An 18,212-nucleotide genomic window follows, 5' to 3' on the forward strand; every position below is an offset into this window, starting at 1 on the left:
ACACAGGCTCGCTCCCACAGGTTTTTTCCGCAGGGCTTCAGGGATAACGTGCCGCCAGATGCGCAAGATTGATCAGGACGCTTGAGACCGGTCGCCTGACTGCATCAAAAATGAATTTCCGCCGAGTCCGCTGCTCATACCTTTTAGGTGGCGGATCAGAACCCGCGAAATCATTGAGGCAATCAGGGAGCGGCACAGTCATGAGTCGAGTACCGACGGCGGGTGGAGATCTCCCTGGCGGGTTGATTCTGGTGGTTGAGGACGACCCGATGATCCTGGAGTTTCTCTGTGAGATTCTTCAGGAGGAAGGTTTTGTCGTCGAGCCGCAAATCAGTGCGGACGCGGCAGCGATCTATCTGGAACAGCATGCGCCGCAGGTGCACATGCTGCTGACAGACATCACCATGCCCGGCATGCTCAACGGCGCGGACCTGGCCAACCAGTTCGGCGATCGCTGGCCGGACAAGCCGATCATGATCATGTCCGGTTTCGAAACCCCTGAAAGCGCAGGCGTGCGGCACGCGGTCTCCTTCATCAAGAAACCCTGGATGATTGGCGGGCTGCTCGATTGCGTGGGCCAGACGTTCAAGTCCAAACGACTCAACTGAACTGCGCGCAGATGCTACATTGCCGGGCAAATCCGTCCGGTACCCGCGAGGTTCTTTTCCTTGTCCGATCACTCTGTATTCAACTCGACCTACCGTGCCTTTCTGTTCGACATGGACGGCACCGTCCTGACGTCCATTGCTGCCGCCGAGCGGGTCTGGACCACCTGGGCCGTGCGCCATGGCGTCGATGTCGAGACCTTCCTGCCGACCATTCACGGTGCCCGCGCCATCGACACCATCAGGCGTCTGGGCTTGCCCGGGGTGGATGCCGAGGCCGAAGCCGCGTGGATTACCGAAGCGGAAATCGTCGATGTCGATGGGGTATTGGAAGTGGCTGGCGCGTCGAAATTCTTGCGGTCTTTGCCAGCCCGTCAGTGGGCCATCGTCACTTCCGCCCCGCGGGAACTGGCATTGCGGCGGATGGCGGCAGCGGGGATTCCCGAACCTGCCATCATGATCACCGCAGAGGATGTGACTGCCGGCAAACCGGACCCCGCGGGTTACCGCCTCGCGGCCCGGCGCCTGGGTGTCGAGCCTGGGCAGTGCCTGGTTTTTGAAGACGCCACGGTGGGGATTCTGGCGGCCGAGGCGGCGGGGGCGGACTTGATGATTGTCACGGCGACTCATGAGCAGCCTGTTGAGACGCCGCATGCGACGTTGGCAAGTTATGAATCGGTGCAAGTTCTGGTGGATGCCGAAGGTCTGCGCCTGCACGCCGTCTAATGTTGGATCAGTGTTTCTGTCAGTAAAGTCCTGGGATCAGCCGCCAGCTGCGGGCGCAATAGGCCTCGTATTCGCTGCCGAACTGCGCCCTCAGCAAGGCTTCTTCCGAGTGAATGCGCGCGATCAGCGGGATCAGCGTCAGCGCTACCAATATCAGCCCGACACCAGAACGAAAAGCCAGTGCCCAACCCATGCCGATGACCATCATCCCCAGATAACTGGGGTTGCGCAGGTTGCGGTAGATCCCATCAGTGACCAGTCGATGCCCCGGCTGAATGGCCACCAGCCCACTGAAGCGCTTGCCCAGCACAAACACCGGCCACAACCGCGGCGCGCCGCCGACGATGAACAACAGCGCGCCGAACCAGCGCACGCCCTCACCGCCAAAAGTCCAGAAATCGATGCGGTCGGTATAGGCCGGCAGAAACCCGCTCAGCAACCCGATCACGCCGAAGGCCGGGATGACCCAGCGGTTGGCCCGGTCTTCGCGTTCCCCCGAACTCAGGTTGACCTCGGTGAACAGAGAAGCGACAGCCATGATCAGGGTGGCCAGGGCAACGACGACCAGTGAACCGTGGCTGAAGTAGGCTGCGAAACCACCCAGCCCCCAGATCGCCAGGGCGAGGTAGGCGAGGGTGCTGACGACGGCGAAAAACGCCAGTTTGGCCGAGATTTTCATGGTGCCTCCAAAAGTAACCTCCGTCAGGTTCAGTGTAGATACCGAGGGTTCCCAAGTCGGGCGAGGGCGCGATCAAGCTACCTCTGCTCTTGCATTGCGCCGAATCACCTGCGGCGGTTGCCCGAACACCCGCAGGAAGGTTTCGCGCATGCGTCGGCGGTCAGTGAACCCGGTTTCCAGGGCGATCTGGTCGAGGGTCAGGCGCCCGCGTTCGAGCATCTGTCGCGCCGCTTCCAGGCGCAGATTTTCGATGGCCTTGGCCGGCGATTGCCCGGTTTCGGCGCGAAACGCCCGGCTGAATTGCCGGGGGCTGAGGTTGGCCACCTGTGCCAGTTGCTCCACCGAAAGGGGCTGGGCCAGGTGTTCCCGGGCGTAGCCGAGCACGGTTTGAATACGATCGGATTTCGGCTCCAGCTCCAGCAACGCCGAGTGCTGCGACTGGCCGCCGGCGCGGCGGTGGTACATCACCAGTTTCTGCGCCACGGCCCGTGCCAACTCGGCGCCGTGGTCCTTTTCCACCATGGCCAGGGCGAGGTCGATACCCGCCGTCATGCCGGCGGAGGTCCAGATCGAGCCATCGATCACGTAGATGCGATCGGCCTCGACCTTGATCGCCGGAAACCGCGCCTGCAGTTCCCGGGCGTAGGCCCAGTGGGTGGTGGCCCGCCGTCCGTCGAGCAAGCCGGCCTGGGCCATGACGAACGCCCCGGAACAGATCGACGCCGTACGGCGTGCAGTGTTGATGCTGGCCCGCAGGTAATCCAGCACGGCCTCGGGGGCCTGTTCGACGATGGAGTCGCCACCGACCACGATTACCGTGTCGAACACGCGCCCGTCAAATGCTTCGGTGCCAACGCTCAAGCCGCCGGAGGCGCGCAGGTTGTGACCGTTTTCGGACAGCACGCGCACGTCATACAGCGCCTCGGCGGCACTGAAATTGGCGTACTCGAATACCGGCATGGCGGCCAGCGCCATGGACTGGAAACCCTCGAAAACCACGAACGCCACGTTGATCATCGGCCTGTCCTCAAACGGTTATGTCCGAAAAACGTACTTTAAACGTCATTTGAGACATTCGTAAGTCCCTTTATAACGGTCAGCACCCGGCGAATCTCTCGCCTCACCGTAGAGGAATTGCACCATGGCGCTTTCATCCAAAGGCACTGCACTGATCACCGGCGCTTCTTCGGGCATCGGCGCGGTGTATGCCGACCGCCTGGCCCGACAGGGTTACGACCTGATTCTGGTGGCCCGCAGCCAGGGCAAGCTCAATGCCCTGGCCAACCGTTTGAGCGACGAAACCGGGCGCACCGTGGAGGTGGTGGCCGCCGACCTGACGATCAAGGCGGATTCGCTGCGGGTCGAACAGATCCTGCATAACGACGCCAGCATCACCCTGTTGGTCAACAACGCCGGGGTCGGTGCCGTCATGCCGCTGCTCGCCAGTCCCGTGGATGACATGGAAGCGATGATCAACCTCAACGTGACGGCGTTGATGCGCCTGGCCTATGCCGCCGTACCGGGCTTCGTCGCCCGGGGTACCGGCACCGTGATCAACATCGCCTCCATCGTCGCCATCGCTCCGCAAATCCTCAACGGCGTGTACGGTGGGACCAAGGCGTTCGTCTTGAGCCTGAGCCAGTCGATGCAGCATGAACTGGCAGACAAAGGCCTACGCATCCAGGCGGTGTTGCCGGGGGCGACCGCCACCGATTTCTGGAGCGAGGCCGGCAACCCGGTGGAAAACCTGCCGAAGGAAATCGTGATGTCCGCCGAAGACATGGTCGATGCCGCGCTCGTTGGCCTGGCGGCTGGCGAAGTGGTGACCATTCCAGGGCTGCACGATGGCAGTCAGTGGGACCGTTACGAAGCCCAGCGCAAGACGTTGTCCGGGTTGTTTGGCAATTGCGTGGCGGCGCCGCGTTATCGCTGAGACGGTCGCCCCGAGGCCGGGTGAACTAAACTTGCATGAGAGGACCGTTCACCGCTGGCTCGTTGACCTGTTCGGCGAGCCGGTGGCGTGTAACAGGAACCGACATGCTTCACATCCGAACGCCTTTGATCCTGCACCCTGGCCTCTCGACCCCGACCCGCCGAATCTGGCTGAAACTGGAAAACCTGCAACCCAGCGGCTCGTTCAAGTTGCGCGGCATGGGTTTGCTGTGCAGCCGGGCGGTGCAGCAGGGCAAGCGCAAGGTGGTCTGCCCCTCTGCCGGGAACGCGGGACTGGCCACGGCCATGGCCGCTGCGTGCCTGGGGCTCAAGGCATGCATCGTGGTGCCGCACACCACCCCGCAAAGTACCCGGGCGCGGATCAGCAATACCGGAGCCGAGGTGATCGTGCACGGCAAGGTCTGGGACGAAGCCAATCAATGGGCACGGGAACTCGCCCAGGACCCACGCAGTGAATTTGTGCCGGCCTTCGACCACCCGCTGTTGTGGGAAGGGCACAGCACCATGGTCGATGAAATCCTTGAAGACTGCCCGCCAGTAGATGTGCTGGTGACATCGGTGGGCGGCGGTGGCTTGCTGGCGGGGCTGCTCACCGGACTGATTCGTCATCGGCACACCGATTGCCGCATCGTAGCCTGCGAAACCGAAGGCGCGGCGTCGTTCGCCGCGGCGATGGCGGCCGGGTACCCGGTCAAACTGGCGAAAATCGACACCGTCGCCACGTCCCTGGGCGCCGCGCAAGTGGCCGCCTGGCCGGTCAGACACATCAGCGATTTCCCCTATGAGTGCGTGGTGCTCAGTGATGATGAGGCGATCATGGGCGTGGTGCGTTACGCCAATGATTTGCGGCAGCTGGTCGAACCGGCGTGCGGTGTTTCATTGGCGATTGCCTACCTGGATCACCCGGCGATTGCCGACGCCCGTGACGTGGTGATCGTGGTGTGCGGCGGGGTGAGTATCAACGCGCAACTCGTGGCCGGATGGTCACGTTTGTCCACCGGCACGCACGCCAGGTAGGGCCGGAAACGCTATCCCGGTGTCACAAGCCCCACCGCTGGCGATGACGATCTTCAGTGATCGGCGGCAACGCCTTCCTGGACGAGAATGGCGCGGGCCAGGTCTTCGTCGCTTGCGTTGTTGAGGGCGGGATTGTCCTGACGGATCTTTTTCAACACCGCCTCCAGGTAAGCACCACGAATCGCACCGCCACTGGCGACGAAACTGGATGCGTCATCCCGGGCGGGAATCATGAGTTTGTGGTCTTTGAACGTTGAGTACAGCGAGGCGGAAACCCCGGCTGAGGTGGCGACATCTTCGGCATCCACTTTGGCAAAGGCCGAGCCGAAGGGCAAACAAAGTACCAAGGAAGAAATGATAAATATGCGGCGCATGACGGTGTCCTCCGACAGCATGAAGCATAAGGGAAGTACCACATAGTTTAGGATGCGTGGCGGTCACCGAGAGTTCCCTGGCATTAGCGAGGAGCGGGGTGAGAGGGAGGCAAGGTCGTTGAACGTCGATATTCAAAGCGTGGTGATCGGGGCTGGCGTGGTCGGGCTGGCGGTGGCCAGGGCCCTGGCCATGAGCGGGCGGGAAGTGCTGGTGGTCGAGGCCGGCGGGGGCATCGGCACGGGCATCAGTTCGCGTAACTCGGAAGTGATTCACGCCGGCATCTATTACCCGGACGGCAGCCTCAAGGCGCGGTTGTGCGTGGACGGCAAGCAGCGTCTCTACGCTTACTGCGATGAGCACGGTGTCGACTACCGGCGTGTGGGCAAGCTGATCGTGGCCACCGATGAGCAGCAGTGCTCGGCTTTGCAGCGCCTGTTGCAGCAGGGGCGTGTCAATGGTGTCGATGACCTGCAATGGCTGGATGGCCCGCAGGCCCGGGAGCTAGAACCGGCGTTGTCCTGCGTCGCGGCGCTGTGGTCGCCGTCTACCGGCATTGTCGACTCCCACGGGTTGATGCTGGCGCTTCAGGGTGATGCCCAAAGGTTTGGCGCGACGCTGGCCTTGCACACGCCGCTGCTATCGGCCCGTTGCATCGAGCAGGGTTTCGAGCTGCACATGGTCGGCAGTCAACCCATGACATTGTGCTGCCGCGAATTGATCAATTGCGCTGGGTTGTCCGCTCCCGAGGTGGCGAGCAGCATCGTCGGACTGCCGGGGCAATTCATTCCTTGGGCGTATCTGTGCAAGGGCAGTTATTTCAGTCTCAGCGTCCGGGCACCGTTTTGCCACCTGGTGTATCCGGCCCCGGAGAGCGCGGGACTGGGTGTGCACATGACGCTGGACCTGGGCGGGCAGGCGCGCTTCGGGCCGGATGTCGAATGGGTCGAGCACATCGATTACCGCGTCGAGCCCCACCGGGCCGAGGGGTTCTATCAGGCGATCCGCCGCTATTGGCCGGGTTTGCCGGACAACAGCCTGCAACCGGCCTACAGCGGCATTCGCCCGAAAATCAGCGGGCCGACTGAGCCGGCTGCCGACTTTCTCATCAGCGCTCGTGCCGAACATGGGGTGGCGGGGCTGGTGAATCTGTTCGGCATCGAATCACCGGGGCTGACCAGTTGCCTGGCCCTCGCCGAACTCGTGGTGCAACGCCTGGACGACCGATGATCAGGGCTGGCGCTGCTGTGCGGCCATCGGGTCTATGCTAGGGAGTGCGCTTACCGCCATCGGAGAACTCTGATGATCACCGTACGCACTGCCTGCCTGCTGGCCGATTACAAACGCTGGGCCAATCAGCGCCTCTTTGACAGCCTCGCGGCGCTCCCTCCGGGCGAAGTCAAAAAAGAACGGGTGTCGGTGTTCAAAAACATGATCGGCACCCTCAATCATGTCTACGTGGTCGATTGCATCTGGCAAGCGCACCTTGAAGGCCGGGGGCATGGCTTCAAGACCTCACACGACCTGCTGCACGCCGACCTGTCCGAACTGCGCATGGCGCAAAAAGCCATCGATCGCTGGTACTGCGACTGGAGTGCCCGGCAAACCGACGCCTCCCTGGACAAGCTCCTGGAATTCACCTTTGTCTCGGGCGAAAGCGGCACCATGAGCGCCGGTGCGATGCTGATGCACGTGGTCAACCACGCCAGCTATCACCGTGGCTGGGTGGTGCAGATGTACTTCGAGATTCCGGCCATGCCACCGGTGACCGACATGCCGGTGTACCTGCGCGAGTCCGAACCGGTGCTCCTGCAGTCGATCAATGCCCCGATAGTGGCGCCGCCCTGTGCGGTGCAGTTTTCCAGTGCGACGAGTGTTTTGCCGAATCGATATCGTTGAACTCCGGTTCAGGCTATCGACGGGGCCAACAGCACTGTATCGAAAGGTGGAACGCCGGATCGCACCCTGTATCTCGAGAGCTGACAGGTAGGCCACACTTGGATACATCTGGCGAGGGCGCAAGTTCCTCTCCGCAGTAAGGTCTGCAGCTTTCATGAAGTAACACTGGCATCCGCTGAACAATCCCTTCAAAACGAGTGAGCAGCCCCTTGACCCGGGCGGCCGCTACACTCTTCCCGATCCTTTTGCGCGGCGTCCGAGCGCACTCCGTTATCCCCTCATTGGAGCTTGAGCATGAAAATCGATTTGAGCGGAAAACTCGCAATTGTCAGCGGCAGCACCGCCGGCATCGGCTTGGGCATCAGCAAGGCACTGGCCGAGGCAGGCGCCACGGTGGTGGTGATCGGCCGCGACACGGCCAAGGTCGAGCAGGCAATGGCGAGCATTCGTCAAAGCGTGCCCGGTGCGCAGTTGCGCGGCGTGACCGCAGACCTTGGCACCGTTGAGGGCGCCGAAAAACTGTTCGCCGCCGAACCACGGGCAGACATCCTGGTGAACAACCTAGGGATCTTCAACACGGTGGATTTCTTCGACGCCCCGGACAGTGAGTGGACACGCTTCTACGAGGTCAACGTGATCTCCGGCGTGCGCCTGTCCCGGCATTACACGCCGGACATGGTCAAGCAGGGTTGGGGGCGGGTGATCTTCCTGTCTTCGGAGTCCGGCGTGGCGACCCCGGCGGACATGATCAACTATGGCGTGACCAAAAGCGCCAACCTGGCCGTGTCCCATGGCCTGGCCAAACGCCTGGCCGGCACCGGCGTGACGGTCAATGCGATCCTGCCCGGCCCGACCTTTACCGATGGCCTGGAAGACATGCTCAAGGACGCCACGGCCGAATCCGGACGCAGCGCCCGGGACGAAGCCGATGCGTTCGTGCGCAAGGCCCGGCCAACGTCGATCATCCAGCGCGTGGCGGATGTCGAGGAAGTCGCCAATCTGGTGGCCTACATCGCTTCGCCGTTATCCTCGGCCACTACCGGAGCTGCCTTGCGGGTCGACGGCGGTGTCGTCGACAGCCTGGCCATCTGAACCCAAAAAATTTTGAGAGAGCACCCGATATGGCAACTGCATCAGCAACGATCGAAGTCCCGGCCTCGGCCGATCAGGTCTGGCAATTGATTGGCGGATTCAACTCGCTGCCGGACTGGATTCCGTTCATTCCCAAAAGCGAACTGAGCGAAGGCGGGCGGGTACGCCGGCTGGAAACCAGCGATGGCACGGTGGTGGTCGAGCGTTTGCAAGTGTTCGACAACGCGGCGAAAACCTACAGTTACTCGTTTGTGCATTCGCCATTTCCGGTGACTGATTATTTGGCGACGATCAAGGTTGAAGCGCTTGGCGAGCGTGCGCGGGTGACCTGGTCGGGCCGGTTTGAACCGGTTGGCGTGAGTGATGGGGAAGTGGAAGCGTTGTTTGCGGGTGTGTATCAGGGGGGAATTGAAGCGCTGCGGGCGCGTTATCCGGGCTGAAGCATTTGTCATGTGAATGGTAACTGTGGCGATCCGACAAGCCCCCCTCGCCACAGGTTTTGTGTCAGGCCTGGGTAATCAAGCCTTCCTGGCAGTCCAGCACCAGCCGCGCGCCACCCAGTTCGCTGCTGGCCACTTCCAGGGTAAAACCGTGCAGGCTGACAATCGCCGCGACGATGGACAGCCCCAGCCCGAAGCCGCTTTTATGATTGCCCGCCTCGGCGCGATAGAAGCGCTGGAACACCGCTTCACGTTCCGCCTCGGGAATGCCCGGGCCGGAATCGAGCACTTCGATACGCGTGTGCCCGCCATCATTGACCCCGCGCAAGATCACCGCGCCGCCGGGCGGGGTGAATTTGATCGAGTTGCTGAGCAGGTTCGCCACCGCTTCGAACATCAACGCACGGTCGCCATTGAGGGACGGCAATGACGCGGGCAGGTGCAGCTGGAACACCAAGCCGTCGTCTTCTGCCAGTGGCAGGTAGAACTCATGCAACTCTTGCAGCAACGCCACCGGGTCGACTTGCACGAAGCCGGAGCGACGCTGGCGGTCTTCCAGTTCGGAGATCCGCAGCAAGCCACGGAAACGCGCCATCAGCGTATCGGCCTCGGCCAGCACCAAGTCCAGTTGCATGGCCTGCGGCGAGCCTTCGCCGGCTTGCTGTTGCATGCGGTATAGCTGCGCGCGCAGGCGGGTCAGGGGCGTGCGAAGGTCATGGGCGATGTTGTCGCACACACCCTTGACCTCGTTCATCAAGCGCTCGATGCGTTCGAGCATGGCGTTGACGATGGCGGCGAGCATGTCCAGTTCGTCACGCCGATTGGACAGTGGCAAGCGCCGGCTCAGGTCGCCGGCGACGATGGCTTCGGCACTGGCCTGAATCCCGCGAATGCGCCGCAACGGGCGGCGGCGCAGCAAATACCAGCCGACAATGCCCGGCACGATGGTCAGGGTCACCCCCCAGAACAAGGCGTGAAGAATGATTCGGGTCACGGCGAACAATGATCCGTTGTCGCGCACCAGCACCAGCCAGCGGCCGTCGAGGGTGCGGGTCGCCACGGCGTCGCAGCTGTCGGCGGGCAGCGTCTGCTCGTCGCTGTCGTCGGAGGCGTCGCAATCGCGCAGCATGTAGATTTTGCCATCGAGCGGCAAACCGTCCGGAATGTAGCGCAGGGCGCCGCTGAGGTAACGGTGTTGGGCATCGAACAGGCCGTAGGCGTCGATGCCGCGGATGTCGAAGGTCATGCTGACGGCGAGGGCGTCCACCAGTTGCTCGCCAAAGAAGCGCGAAAACAGGTGCTGGCGTTGCATCAGCGAATGCTTGGCCAGGTTGTCCAGGTAAGCGGAAACCTCGTAGTACATGACTCCCATGAGGATCCCGCTCCAGATCACGAACAGCGAACTGTAGAGCGCCAGCAGACGGCTGCTGGAAGAGCGCCAGCCTTTAGACGGGTTCGGCAATGACATAACCCGAGCCTCGCACGGTCCGAATCAGTGGGGCATTGCCAGGTGGGTCGATCTTCTTGCGCAGACGGCCGATGTGTACGTCGATCAGGTTGGTGCCGGGGTCGAAGTGGTAACCCCAGACCTCTTCGAAAATCATCATCCGCGAGAGGATTTGCCCGGTATTGCGCATCAGGAATTCCAGCAGTTTGTATTCGGTGGGCAACAGCGTCAGCAGTTGACCGTCGCGGCTGGCTTCGTGGCTGATCAGGTTCAGCTCCAGATCCGCCACCCGCAGCGTGGTGGCCTGGGCGGTCACGGTGTTCTGCCGGCGCAGCAGGACTTCGACCCGGGCGGCCATTTCATCGGTGGCGAAGGGTTTGGTCAGGTAGTCGTCGCCGCCGGCACGCAGGCCGCGCACGCGCTCATCGACGTCGGACAGGGCGCTGATCATCAGGATCGGCGTGGCCACGCCCATGGTCCGCAGGGTGGTGACGATCGCCAGGCCATCGAGTTCGGGCAACATGCGGTCGAGGGTGATCAGGTCATAGTTGCCGTTGACCGCCCGCTCCAGCCCTTCGCGGCCATTGTCGACCCAGTCGACGTCGAGGCCGTGGCTACTCAGTTCGGCGACAATCTCCCGGGCGGTCACGGCGTCGTCTTCGATGGTCAAGATGCGGGTCATAGGGCTGGCCTGATAAGCAGTTCATTACGAAGTTGCGAGCATTTTGCCAAGAATTGCCCGCGACTTAATAAATTAACTTTCATCTAGCCGGGGTCGTAGTTCGCAACATTGATATCATTGGGCCATAACTTCAATAGGGTGCTGCATCGTGCGTAACTCGATCCGCTGTGGCTGGATGCCGATTTGTCTGTTGCTGTTCAGTGTTTTCAGTTCGCCTGCCTGGGCTGGCAATACACCCTGTTCCGGGAAGAAAGGTGGAATCGATCGATGCGACGGCGATCTGTTCCTGTGTAATGACGGCTCCATCAGTGGCTCGAAGAAAAGTTGCTCGGCAATGTTTGGCGGTAAAAGCCAGGCGCGACCGCAAACGTTGTTCCAGGACACGCAGGGTTGTTCCTGTGGCACCGGTTCGTTTTGTACCGGGCCCAGAGGCGGCGTTTATTGCCTGACCCCCAGTGGCAATAAAAGCTATAAACGCAAATAAACAATGCAGATCAGGCGAAATGACTCTGTCAGTCAATCGGCGTACTGGCAAACACCTCAAGCCCCTCGGCATACTTCGTGAACGCTGCGATTCGCGGAAACTGCGCCGCACTCACCTGGTCCGGCACCACCAGGTTGGTGAAGCTCCAGGCCACTGCCAACGTGATGCCGTCCTGATCAATCGAACCCTCAGTCTTCAGCGGCTGTTTTTCCAGCTCCCGCTCCAGCGCCGAATAGGCTCCCCTCAGCTGTCCTTCGACCCGCTGCACCCAAGGCTCGAATTGAATCTCCTCGGGCCGCAGGTTGCGCTCGTAGTAAAGCTGCACGGATTTTTCGCTGGCGGCCAGGGCCAGGCCGATCAGGCGCAACGCGCGCAGGCGCTGACTCGGCTCGACGGGCAACAGGCTGTTGCCGGCCAGGGTTTCCAGGTAGTCGATGATCAGTGTCGAGTCCATCAACACCTCACCGTCGTCGAGCACCAGGGTGGGCGCCTTGACCACCGGGTTGATCTGCTGGAATTGTTCAAAGTGGCGAAACACCGAGACCGATCGATGTTCCAGCGCGATTCCCAGGCATTTGGCAGAAATGGCGGTGCGCCTGACATAGGGCGAGTCCAACATACCGATCAGCTTCATGGTCCTTTCCTTTATATGGCCATTTCGGGAGGGACAACCTTAGCTGAGGTTCGCGGCCCTGCAAATGACCGTGAATAGTGCCCGATGCCAGCCGTTTGTCTTCTATATACAGCCGCTCGATTGAATTTCTTGCTATAAACGCACTCCGATTACCGCCTCAAAGCCTGCCTTAGAGCATTTTCAGGGCTTTGTCGGACAAATTCGCAGTCTTTTCAGTTGCTGAGGCCTCAAGTCGGCCGTAGACTGCCGCCCCTCGTAAATTGAGTGCCGGGTGGCGCTTGGAACAAACGGCGCCTTTCCGATGGCCTGACCAGGTCTGCCGGAACGCTCCCTTATTCGCCTTAATGCACGTTTTTTTATAGAGATATCAATGACCAAGGACAAGTTGCTGGCCATGCCGGCGGATGACTACATGAATGCCGAGCAACACGCTTTTTTCTCCGAGCTGTTGCAGAACATGAAAGTCGAAACCCATGAGCGCATCGAACAGAACCGCATTGCCATCGAAAGCCTGGACACCCCGGCCGATCCGGCAGACGCGGCTTCGGTCGAAGAAGAGCGCACCTGGCTGGTGAACGCGATCGATCGCGACCAGCGCATGCTGCCTCAGTTGGAACAAGCGCTGGAACGCATCAAGGAAGACAGCTTCGGCTGGTGCGACGACAGCGGCGAGGCGATTGGCCTCAAGCGCCTGCTGATCAGCCCGACCACCAAGTACTGCATCGAAGCTCAGGAACGTCACGAGCAAATCGACAAGCACCAGCGTCAGGCCTGATTCTGCGAGGCAGTCCATCAATATGGGCTGTCTTTGAAAAGATCGCAGCCTGCGCCAGCTCCTACGCAATTGAAGTAGGGTGCTGGCGCAGGCTGCGATCTTTGTTTTCTGCCGTCTTCGATTTCCCGGTTCTTCTATTGATCTGCTGCAACGTTCGCGACTAAAGGCTCATGGATAATGGCTTTATGGTGGCGTTTAATGCGAAGACAACAATTAGAAGCTTTACGGGGTGACGATGATGACGAGAGACGGGTCTCTGGTTGCGGCAGTGCCCGCACCCATGCTGTTGCCGAAAAACCGCTGGCTGACGCCAACGCTGCAAAGCATCGCCCTGATGCTGTTGTTAAGTGGCATGACGCTGGGCAAGTGGCCGCTCTACCTTGGCCTGCCCCTGGCCGTATTGATTGTCTGGCTGCCTCGCCTGCGCTCGCGCGCGTCCCCTGAGGCTGCTGCCCCCGCCAACCCCGATGCCATCGGCGAGTTGACTCGCGATCTTTCCTGCACCACCAGCCATAACGCACTGTCAGCCGCCGGTGTGGCGTTTTCGGTTCGGCAACTGGCGGACAAACTGCAATCGCAGCTCAAGGCGGCGGCACAGATCGTCAGCAATGCCGAGGTCATGATCGCCACGGAACAGGCCACCTCGACGCTCAGTCGCCAGGCGCTCAGTGCCGCCAGCGAGGCCCATCAAAGCGGAGTGGTCGGGCGTACGGAATTGATCGAGTCCATTGCGCGCATGCATCAGCTCAGCCAGCGCGCCAGCAACAGCCGTGAACTGATCGAAGCCTTGAGCCTGCGCAGCGATGATATCCAGCGGGTAACCCTGGTGATTCAATCCATCGCCAGCCAGACCAATTTGTTGGCGTTGAACGCAGCGATAGAAGCGGCGCGGGCGGGGGAGCACGGTCGCGGGTTTGCCGTGGTGGCCGACGAGGTTCGCGGGCTCGCCGCACGCACGGCGACCGCTACGGGGGAGGTGGGCGAAATGGTGGCCGACATCCAGCATCGCACGGCGCAGGTGGTGGAACAGATCCGCCAACTGTCCAGCGACCTGGACTCCGGTGTCGACCAGGTAGAACGCACGGGGCAGCACCTGGAGAACATTGCCCGACTGGCGGCTAGCGTCGAGTCCCAGGTCGGAGAAATCGCCCAAGGGGCAGACATCAACCGTGAGCAACTCGACAGCCTGTTTCACGCCATCGAACAGATGCGCAGCGATCTGGTGGTCAGCGACCAGCAGACTCAGCGCCTGGCCCAGGCGGCGGCGCAAATGGAAGGGCAAGCCGAAACCATCAGCGAGCGTCTTGCCGAAGTGGGGCTGGATGACTATCACCAGCGCATCTATGACCTGGCCCGGGACGCCGCGAGCCAGATTGCAGCGCGTTTCGAAGCGGATATCGATGCCGGTCGAGTCAGTCTCGACGATCTGTTCGACCGCAATTATCAGGTCATCCCCAATACCAGCCCCGCCAAGTACCAGACGCGTTTCGATCGCTACACCGATCAGGTTTTGCCAGCGATTCAAGAGCCGTTGTTACCGCGTCACGAAGGATTGGTGTTCGCCATCGCCTGCACCCAACAGGGTTATGTGCCGACCCATAACAAGGTGTTCAGCCAGCCTTTGACGGGAGATGCGCAGGTCGATGCCTTGCAGAACCGGACAAAACGCAAGTTCGCTGACCGCACCGGGATCCGCTGCGGCAGCCATCAGAAGGCCGTGCTGCTGCAAACCTATACCCGTGATACCGGCGAGTTGATGCACGATCTTTCGGTGCCGATCATGCTCAAGGGCCGGCATTGGGGTGGTTTGCGCCTGGGCTACAAACCGGAAAAGCCGCGCTAGAAACGCCGTGCTACCAGGTGATTGTTGCAAATTCTGCAATTAACCTGTGCAGGGTATTGCTGTTTCCTCGCCGAAAAACTAATTAACATGCCTACTAATTAGGTTGCTAATGAAGTTCGGGAGGTCAGCATGCAAGGCAAAGTTGATGTCGCGGTCATGATCGGCAGCGGGGTACCTGCCAATCTTCGCTCCATGGGACGCAAGGTTTGCTGGGTCGTGCTGCTCAATGGCGAACGCCGGGGCACGGCGTTCTCCAGTCGCGACGAAGCGCAAGAGTGCAAGGCCGCCTGGCTGGCGCAATTGAGCGCCGAAACGCCCGGCAGCCTGCATTGAGGTTGTCAGTGGGTCTGGTGCATGCGCAGGTTCAGGTCGTCGACCACCCGCGCCCAGTCGGCGTCTTCGCGAAGTTGTTCCTTGAGGAAGCCGGCCTGTTGCGGTGACCAGAACTCGGCGTCGATGAGTTTCTTGTCGTCAGGCAGGAAATGGCCGGCAATGAAGTCGTCGATCGCTTTCTGGCTGGAGTCCAGGCCGAGTTGGTCGAACAGGCCTTTCAAGTCGTGGGTCGGTGATTCCATCTTCATCTCCTTGCAGGTCATCAGTCGGGTCGAGGGACGAGGCGCACCCTGGATTCGAGGGCGCCGCACCGGTAGGGTTCGATCACGATGTTCAAGTGCAACAATGAGCATAGACCGCCAACCCGACCATCAGGCGTTCAATGCACCCGCATCGACCGCGGCCTTCAGTTCCCGGGCCGATTCCTGGGCCGCAATGGCGGCGACATCCGGGGTTTTGAACCAGCGATCCTTTTCGACCTGGTGATAGGTCACGGTCTTGAGCGGTGGTTTGGCGCGCATGACAATCACGGCCTGGAATTCACCCTCGACTTCTCTGGCTTCACCCCGGATAAAAAACTCGCCGATATCAAATTCCGTCACGTTGCAGACTTCCCTTGGAAATACATTGTTGTCAACGCAACCCGATTTTTTTGCGGATCCGTTTTATTGGGCGGGCAGTATGGCAGCAGTTGCCCGTCGACGGCTGAGATAAGTCGGCGGGCAGACGAAACGTCGATAGAAGCGAGCGCGGTGGGATGTCAACCGTGTGATTCAAGAAACCGGGCGAGGGCACAGGCTTCGTTATGATTAGCTCGGAAACCTCTTACACAGCCTGTAGAAATATCCTTGATGTGAAAGAAGGCGATCCCCGCCATTACCACCTGAAATCGCGGGCGGGGCGGGGCATCGGGAGCCGGTTCATGAAGGCAGAACCGTGTCGGGTGCGGGGTCGGTGCTGGTTTCGAGTCAGGCACCAGGGGATAGGCAAAGTGTGTCAGCGTGCACATATGAAGTCCTTTTCATTGTTTTACCGACGTATGTACGTCGTTTTGGCTAGTCGCCAAGAGCATCGCTGCTCTAGAATCACCCTCACTGGTGGGTGAATGATGTTTATCTAAAGCAATTTTTTGCGGACGATATGTAGGAAAAGTTTTTTTCTTGATGAGATTTTTCCCCGAAGTTGATAGTCCATAATTTTCTGGCAGCAGGAAGGGTGTTTTCCTTCAGCCTGTGACGAACACCAGTCAGGACGACGCGAGTGACGTTCCAGTAGTCTTCTCAATCTTCGTGATGAATGAGTGCACTGCTCATTCAGGGCTTCAACCCGGGTTCTTTGGCTACACCTTCGGCATTGCCGCTTTTTTGGCTGTGCGTTCATTTTTCGCGCACGGCACCATTATTCAGATGTGGGGATGTTTCCTTGGCAGTAAGTAATCTCGATATGCATGCTTTGTTTGTGCTGGGTGATTTGCGCGCAAAGCTGGTCAAGCAGTTTCAGTCACGTTTCGTTTACATCACCGAACAGAACGCTGAAGGCATTTATATTGCCGAAATCGACACCGAATCAGCCCTGGTGGTGGACGACAAGCCCGGACTCAAGCTCAAGGTCGGCGACCATTTCAGCGCGTCCGTGCTGCCCAGTCGCGAAGGCGGCAAGCTGGACATCAAGTTCCGCGACATCAAGCTGACGGTTTACGGAATTGGCGACTACGCCTTCGTGACCACGGCCGACGGCCAGGGGATCGTGTTCAAGGAAGGTCACAGCGTGGTGATGGTGTTCGCTGCCCATCAACAGTTGCAGGAAGGCCTGACCAAGACCCTCAAGGCCGTGACCGCCAAGGCGGCCAAGTGGCGCAAGGGCGAGCTGGTGACCTTCAAGGCCAGCGAGTGATGTCCCTGACCCGCGCCGACTTCCACGAACAGAACCTGGCCAGCGCTCAAGACGAAGCGCGGCGGCTGTTCGGACAGAAGACCATTCTGCAGGGAACCTGGCTGAACTGGGTGGCGTCACAGCTTTACCAACTGCAACCGGCGCCATACGCCAGCATGGTCAGACGAGAGCTGATGCGTTTGCAGGAAACTTGCGAAAACTGATCCACGCACCTCGAAAGCAGCAACCTCTACTACAGTCAGTGGACTGAGTATTCAGAGGCTTTGCGGTCTACTGCCAGGCCATCCTGCTATTGCTGAGAACAGCACGAGGTGCAAAAGCATGAACGGATTTCGACGGTTGCTGGCCGCTGTCCTGGCCACTTTCGGTGTGCTGGCGACACCTGTCCCGGTGTCTGCCGCCCAGGCGCCGATCCACTTCGCCGACCTGAACTGGGAAAGCGGTAGCCTGATTACCGATGTCCTGCGCATCATTGTCGAGAAGGGCTACGGGCTGTCGACCGACACCTTGCCGGGCACCACCATCACCCTGGAAACCGCGCTGGCCAACAATGACATCCAGGTCATCGGCGAAGAGTGGGCCGGTCGCAGCCCGGTGTGGGTCAAGGCGGAAGCCGAAGGCAAGGTCGTCAGCCTCGGCGACACGGTCAAGGGTGCTACCGAAGGTTGGTGGGTGCCGGAGTATGTGATCAAGGGCGATCCGGCCAAGGGCATCAAGCCGCTGGCGCCGGACCTGCGCAGTGTCAGCGACCTGCCGAAATACAAAGACGTGTTCAAGGATCCGGAAGCCCCGACCAAGGGACGTTTCCTCAACAGCCCTATCGGCTGGACCTCGGAAGTGGTCAACAAGCAGAAGCTCAAGGCATATGGGCTGGACGACAGCTACGTGAACTTCCGCAGCGGTTCGGGCGCGGCACTGGATGCCGAGATCAGTTCGTCAATTCATCGTGGCAAGCCGGTGCTGTTTTACTACTGGTCGCCCACGCCGTTGCTCGGCCGCTTCAAGCTGATTCAACTCGAAGAGCCACCGTTCGACGCCGAAGCCTGGAAGACCTTGACCGACGCCGACAACCCCGATCCACGGCCGACCCGTTCCCTGGCCTCCAAGTTGTCGATCGGTGTGTCCACTCCCTTCCAGAAGCAATATCCGCAGATAGCCGAGTTCTTTGCCAAGGTCGAGTTTCCGATCGATCCGCTAAACAAGGCGCTGGCCGAGATGAGCGAGAAACATACACCGCCGCGCCAGGCGGCCGAGGCGTTCATGAAGGCCCATCCGGACGTCTGGCGGGCCTGGCTGTCCAAGGACGTGGCGGATAAAGTCTCCGCCGGAATGTGAGCT

At 60.5% G+C, this 18,212-nt stretch carries 24 protein-coding genes; 15 read left to right on the forward strand and 9 right to left on the reverse strand.

What is annotated here, in order from left to right:
- Nucleotides 1-200 precede the first annotated feature (200 nt).
- Both VC35_RS26525 and VC35_RS26530 read left to right on the forward strand, forming a co-directional pair.
- Entirely contained in the window at nucleotides 201-608 is a 408-nt protein-coding gene (locus VC35_RS26525) for a response regulator (protein WP_046043612.1), read from the forward strand.
- A 60-nt stretch (nucleotides 609-668) separates the two neighbouring features.
- Complete coding sequence (locus VC35_RS26530) at nucleotides 669-1,331, forward strand: HAD-IA family hydrolase (protein ID WP_080925404.1); 663 nt, start codon at nucleotides 669-671, stop codon at nucleotides 1,329-1,331.
- Nucleotides 1,332-1,350: 19 nt separating this feature from the next.
- Here the strand turns inward: VC35_RS26530 and VC35_RS26535 are convergent, their stop codons facing one another.
- Both VC35_RS26535 and VC35_RS26540 read right to left on the reverse strand, forming a co-directional pair.
- On the reverse strand, nucleotides 1,351-2,010 hold the full coding sequence (locus VC35_RS26535; protein ID WP_046043613.1) for a methyltransferase family protein: 660 nt from the start codon (nucleotides 2,008-2,010) through the stop codon (nucleotides 1,351-1,353).
- Nucleotides 2,011-2,082: 72 nt separating this feature from the next.
- A complete protein-coding gene (locus tag VC35_RS26540) occupies nucleotides 2,083-3,027 on the reverse strand; it encodes a GlxA family transcriptional regulator (RefSeq protein ID WP_046043614.1) in 945 nt (314 codons plus the stop codon).
- Nucleotides 3,028-3,151: 124 nt separating this feature from the next.
- Here VC35_RS26540 and VC35_RS26545 point away from each other — a divergent pair, with 124 nt between their 5' ends.
- Together VC35_RS26545 and VC35_RS26550 are read left to right on the forward strand one after the other, a co-directional pair.
- A complete protein-coding gene (locus VC35_RS26545; RefSeq protein ID WP_046043615.1) occupies nucleotides 3,152-3,943 on the forward strand; it encodes an SDR family NAD(P)-dependent oxidoreductase in 792 nt (263 codons plus the stop codon).
- Between the two features lie 104 nt (nucleotides 3,944-4,047).
- Nucleotides 4,048-4,980, forward strand: coding sequence for a pyridoxal-phosphate dependent enzyme (locus VC35_RS26550; protein WP_046043616.1), 933 nt, complete (start codon nucleotides 4,048-4,050; stop codon nucleotides 4,978-4,980).
- Nucleotides 4,981-5,033: 53 nt separating this feature from the next.
- Here VC35_RS26550 and VC35_RS26555 read toward each other — a convergent pair whose 3' ends face one another.
- Nucleotides 5,034-5,354 (reverse strand): DUF2388 domain-containing protein, encoded by a 321-nt coding sequence (locus VC35_RS26555; RefSeq protein WP_046043617.1) that lies wholly within the window; start codon nucleotides 5,352-5,354, stop codon nucleotides 5,034-5,036.
- 118 nt (nucleotides 5,355-5,472) lie between these two features.
- On the opposite strand from VC35_RS26555, the gene VC35_RS26560 reads away from it, so the two are divergent.
- The 4 genes from VC35_RS26560 (at nucleotide 5,473) to VC35_RS26575 (ending at nucleotide 8,783) form a co-directional block, all read left to right on the forward strand.
- Nucleotides 5,473-6,582: an NAD(P)/FAD-dependent oxidoreductase gene (locus VC35_RS26560; RefSeq protein WP_046043618.1), complete on the forward strand. Its 1,110-nt coding sequence runs from the start codon at nucleotides 5,473-5,475 to the stop codon at nucleotides 6,580-6,582.
- A gap of 72 nt (nucleotides 6,583-6,654) precedes the next feature.
- Nucleotides 6,655-7,251 (forward strand): DinB family protein, encoded by a 597-nt coding sequence (locus VC35_RS26565; protein WP_046043619.1) that lies wholly within the window; start codon nucleotides 6,655-6,657, stop codon nucleotides 7,249-7,251.
- Between the two features lie 294 nt (nucleotides 7,252-7,545).
- On the forward strand, nucleotides 7,546-8,343 hold the full coding sequence (locus VC35_RS26570) for an SDR family NAD(P)-dependent oxidoreductase (protein WP_046043620.1): 798 nt from the start codon (nucleotides 7,546-7,548) through the stop codon (nucleotides 8,341-8,343).
- Nucleotides 8,344-8,372: 29 nt separating this feature from the next.
- A complete protein-coding gene (locus VC35_RS26575) occupies nucleotides 8,373-8,783 on the forward strand; it encodes an SRPBCC family protein (RefSeq protein ID WP_046043622.1) in 411 nt (136 codons plus the stop codon).
- A 64-nt stretch (nucleotides 8,784-8,847) separates the two neighbouring features.
- On the opposite strand, the gene VC35_RS26580 is transcribed toward VC35_RS26575, so the two are convergent.
- On the reverse strand, nucleotides 8,848-10,251 hold the full coding sequence (locus tag VC35_RS26580; protein WP_046043624.1) for a sensor histidine kinase: 1,404 nt from the start codon (nucleotides 10,249-10,251) through the stop codon (nucleotides 8,848-8,850).
- A complete protein-coding gene (locus tag VC35_RS26585; RefSeq protein ID WP_046043625.1) occupies nucleotides 10,229-10,912 on the reverse strand; it encodes a response regulator transcription factor in 684 nt (227 codons plus the stop codon). The genes VC35_RS26580 and VC35_RS26585 overlap by 23 nt, the downstream gene beginning before the upstream one ends.
- A gap of 175 nt (nucleotides 10,913-11,087) precedes the next feature.
- On the opposite strand from VC35_RS26585, the gene VC35_RS30125 reads away from it, so the two are divergent.
- Nucleotides 11,088-11,396: a YdcA family protein gene (locus VC35_RS30125; RefSeq protein ID WP_080925405.1), complete on the forward strand. Its 309-nt coding sequence runs from the start codon at nucleotides 11,088-11,090 to the stop codon at nucleotides 11,394-11,396.
- A gap of 28 nt (nucleotides 11,397-11,424) precedes the next feature.
- Here the strand turns inward: VC35_RS30125 and VC35_RS26590 are convergent, their stop codons facing one another.
- Nucleotides 11,425-12,030, reverse strand: a complete 606-nt coding sequence (locus tag VC35_RS26590; RefSeq protein ID WP_046043626.1) for a glutathione S-transferase — start codon at nucleotides 12,028-12,030, stop codon at nucleotides 11,425-11,427.
- A 370-nt stretch (nucleotides 12,031-12,400) separates the two neighbouring features.
- Between VC35_RS26590 and VC35_RS26595 the strand changes: the two genes are divergently transcribed.
- From VC35_RS26595 to VC35_RS26605, 3 genes are all read left to right on the forward strand, one after another.
- Nucleotides 12,401-12,805 carry a TraR/DksA family transcriptional regulator gene (locus VC35_RS26595; protein WP_007907888.1) on the forward strand — a complete coding sequence of 135 codons (405 nt, stop codon included), beginning with the start codon at nucleotides 12,401-12,403 and terminating at the stop codon, nucleotides 12,803-12,805.
- 619 nt (nucleotides 12,806-13,424) lie between these two features.
- The gene (locus tag VC35_RS26600; protein ID WP_404942376.1) at nucleotides 13,425-14,648 is read left to right on the forward strand and encodes a methyl-accepting chemotaxis protein; all 1,224 of its coding nucleotides are present in this window, start codon (nucleotides 13,425-13,427) and stop codon (nucleotides 14,646-14,648) included.
- Between the two features lie 129 nt (nucleotides 14,649-14,777).
- The gene (locus VC35_RS26605; RefSeq protein ID WP_046043627.1) at nucleotides 14,778-14,981 is read left to right on the forward strand and encodes a hypothetical protein; all 204 of its coding nucleotides are present in this window, start codon (nucleotides 14,778-14,780) and stop codon (nucleotides 14,979-14,981) included.
- Nucleotides 14,982-14,986: 5 nt separating this feature from the next.
- Here VC35_RS26605 and VC35_RS26610 read toward each other — a convergent pair whose 3' ends face one another.
- From VC35_RS26610 to VC35_RS30130, 3 genes are all read right to left on the reverse strand, one after another.
- Nucleotides 14,987-15,223 (reverse strand): DUF2789 domain-containing protein, encoded by a 237-nt coding sequence (locus VC35_RS26610; protein WP_015094504.1) that lies wholly within the window; start codon nucleotides 15,221-15,223, stop codon nucleotides 14,987-14,989.
- Nucleotides 15,224-15,352: 129 nt separating this feature from the next.
- The gene (locus VC35_RS26615) at nucleotides 15,353-15,583 is read right to left on the reverse strand and encodes a hypothetical protein (RefSeq protein WP_008052572.1); all 231 of its coding nucleotides are present in this window, start codon (nucleotides 15,581-15,583) and stop codon (nucleotides 15,353-15,355) included.
- Between the two features lie 158 nt (nucleotides 15,584-15,741).
- A complete protein-coding gene (locus VC35_RS30130) occupies nucleotides 15,742-15,990 on the reverse strand; it encodes a hypothetical protein (RefSeq protein ID WP_080925406.1) in 249 nt (82 codons plus the stop codon).
- Between the two features lie 413 nt (nucleotides 15,991-16,403).
- On the opposite strand from VC35_RS30130, the gene VC35_RS26620 reads away from it, so the two are divergent.
- The 3 genes from VC35_RS26620 (at nucleotide 16,404) to VC35_RS26630 (ending at nucleotide 18,209) form a co-directional block, all read left to right on the forward strand.
- Nucleotides 16,404-16,874 carry a hypothetical protein gene (locus VC35_RS26620; protein ID WP_007986246.1) on the forward strand — a complete coding sequence of 157 codons (471 nt, stop codon included), beginning with the start codon at nucleotides 16,404-16,406 and terminating at the stop codon, nucleotides 16,872-16,874.
- Nucleotides 16,874-17,077 (forward strand): hypothetical protein, encoded by a 204-nt coding sequence (locus VC35_RS26625; RefSeq protein WP_046043628.1) that lies wholly within the window; start codon nucleotides 16,874-16,876, stop codon nucleotides 17,075-17,077. Before VC35_RS26620 ends, VC35_RS26625 begins: the two co-directional genes overlap by 1 nt.
- A gap of 118 nt (nucleotides 17,078-17,195) precedes the next feature.
- Nucleotides 17,196-18,209, forward strand: a complete 1,014-nt coding sequence (locus tag VC35_RS26630) for an ABC transporter substrate-binding protein (protein WP_046043629.1) — start codon at nucleotides 17,196-17,198, stop codon at nucleotides 18,207-18,209.
- The last annotated feature ends 3 nt before the right edge of the window (nucleotides 18,210-18,212 follow it).

Source organism: Pseudomonas fluorescens (genome assembly GCF_000967965.1).
Lineage (GTDB): Bacteria > Pseudomonadota > Gammaproteobacteria > Pseudomonadales > Pseudomonadaceae > Aquipseudomonas > Aquipseudomonas grandcourensis.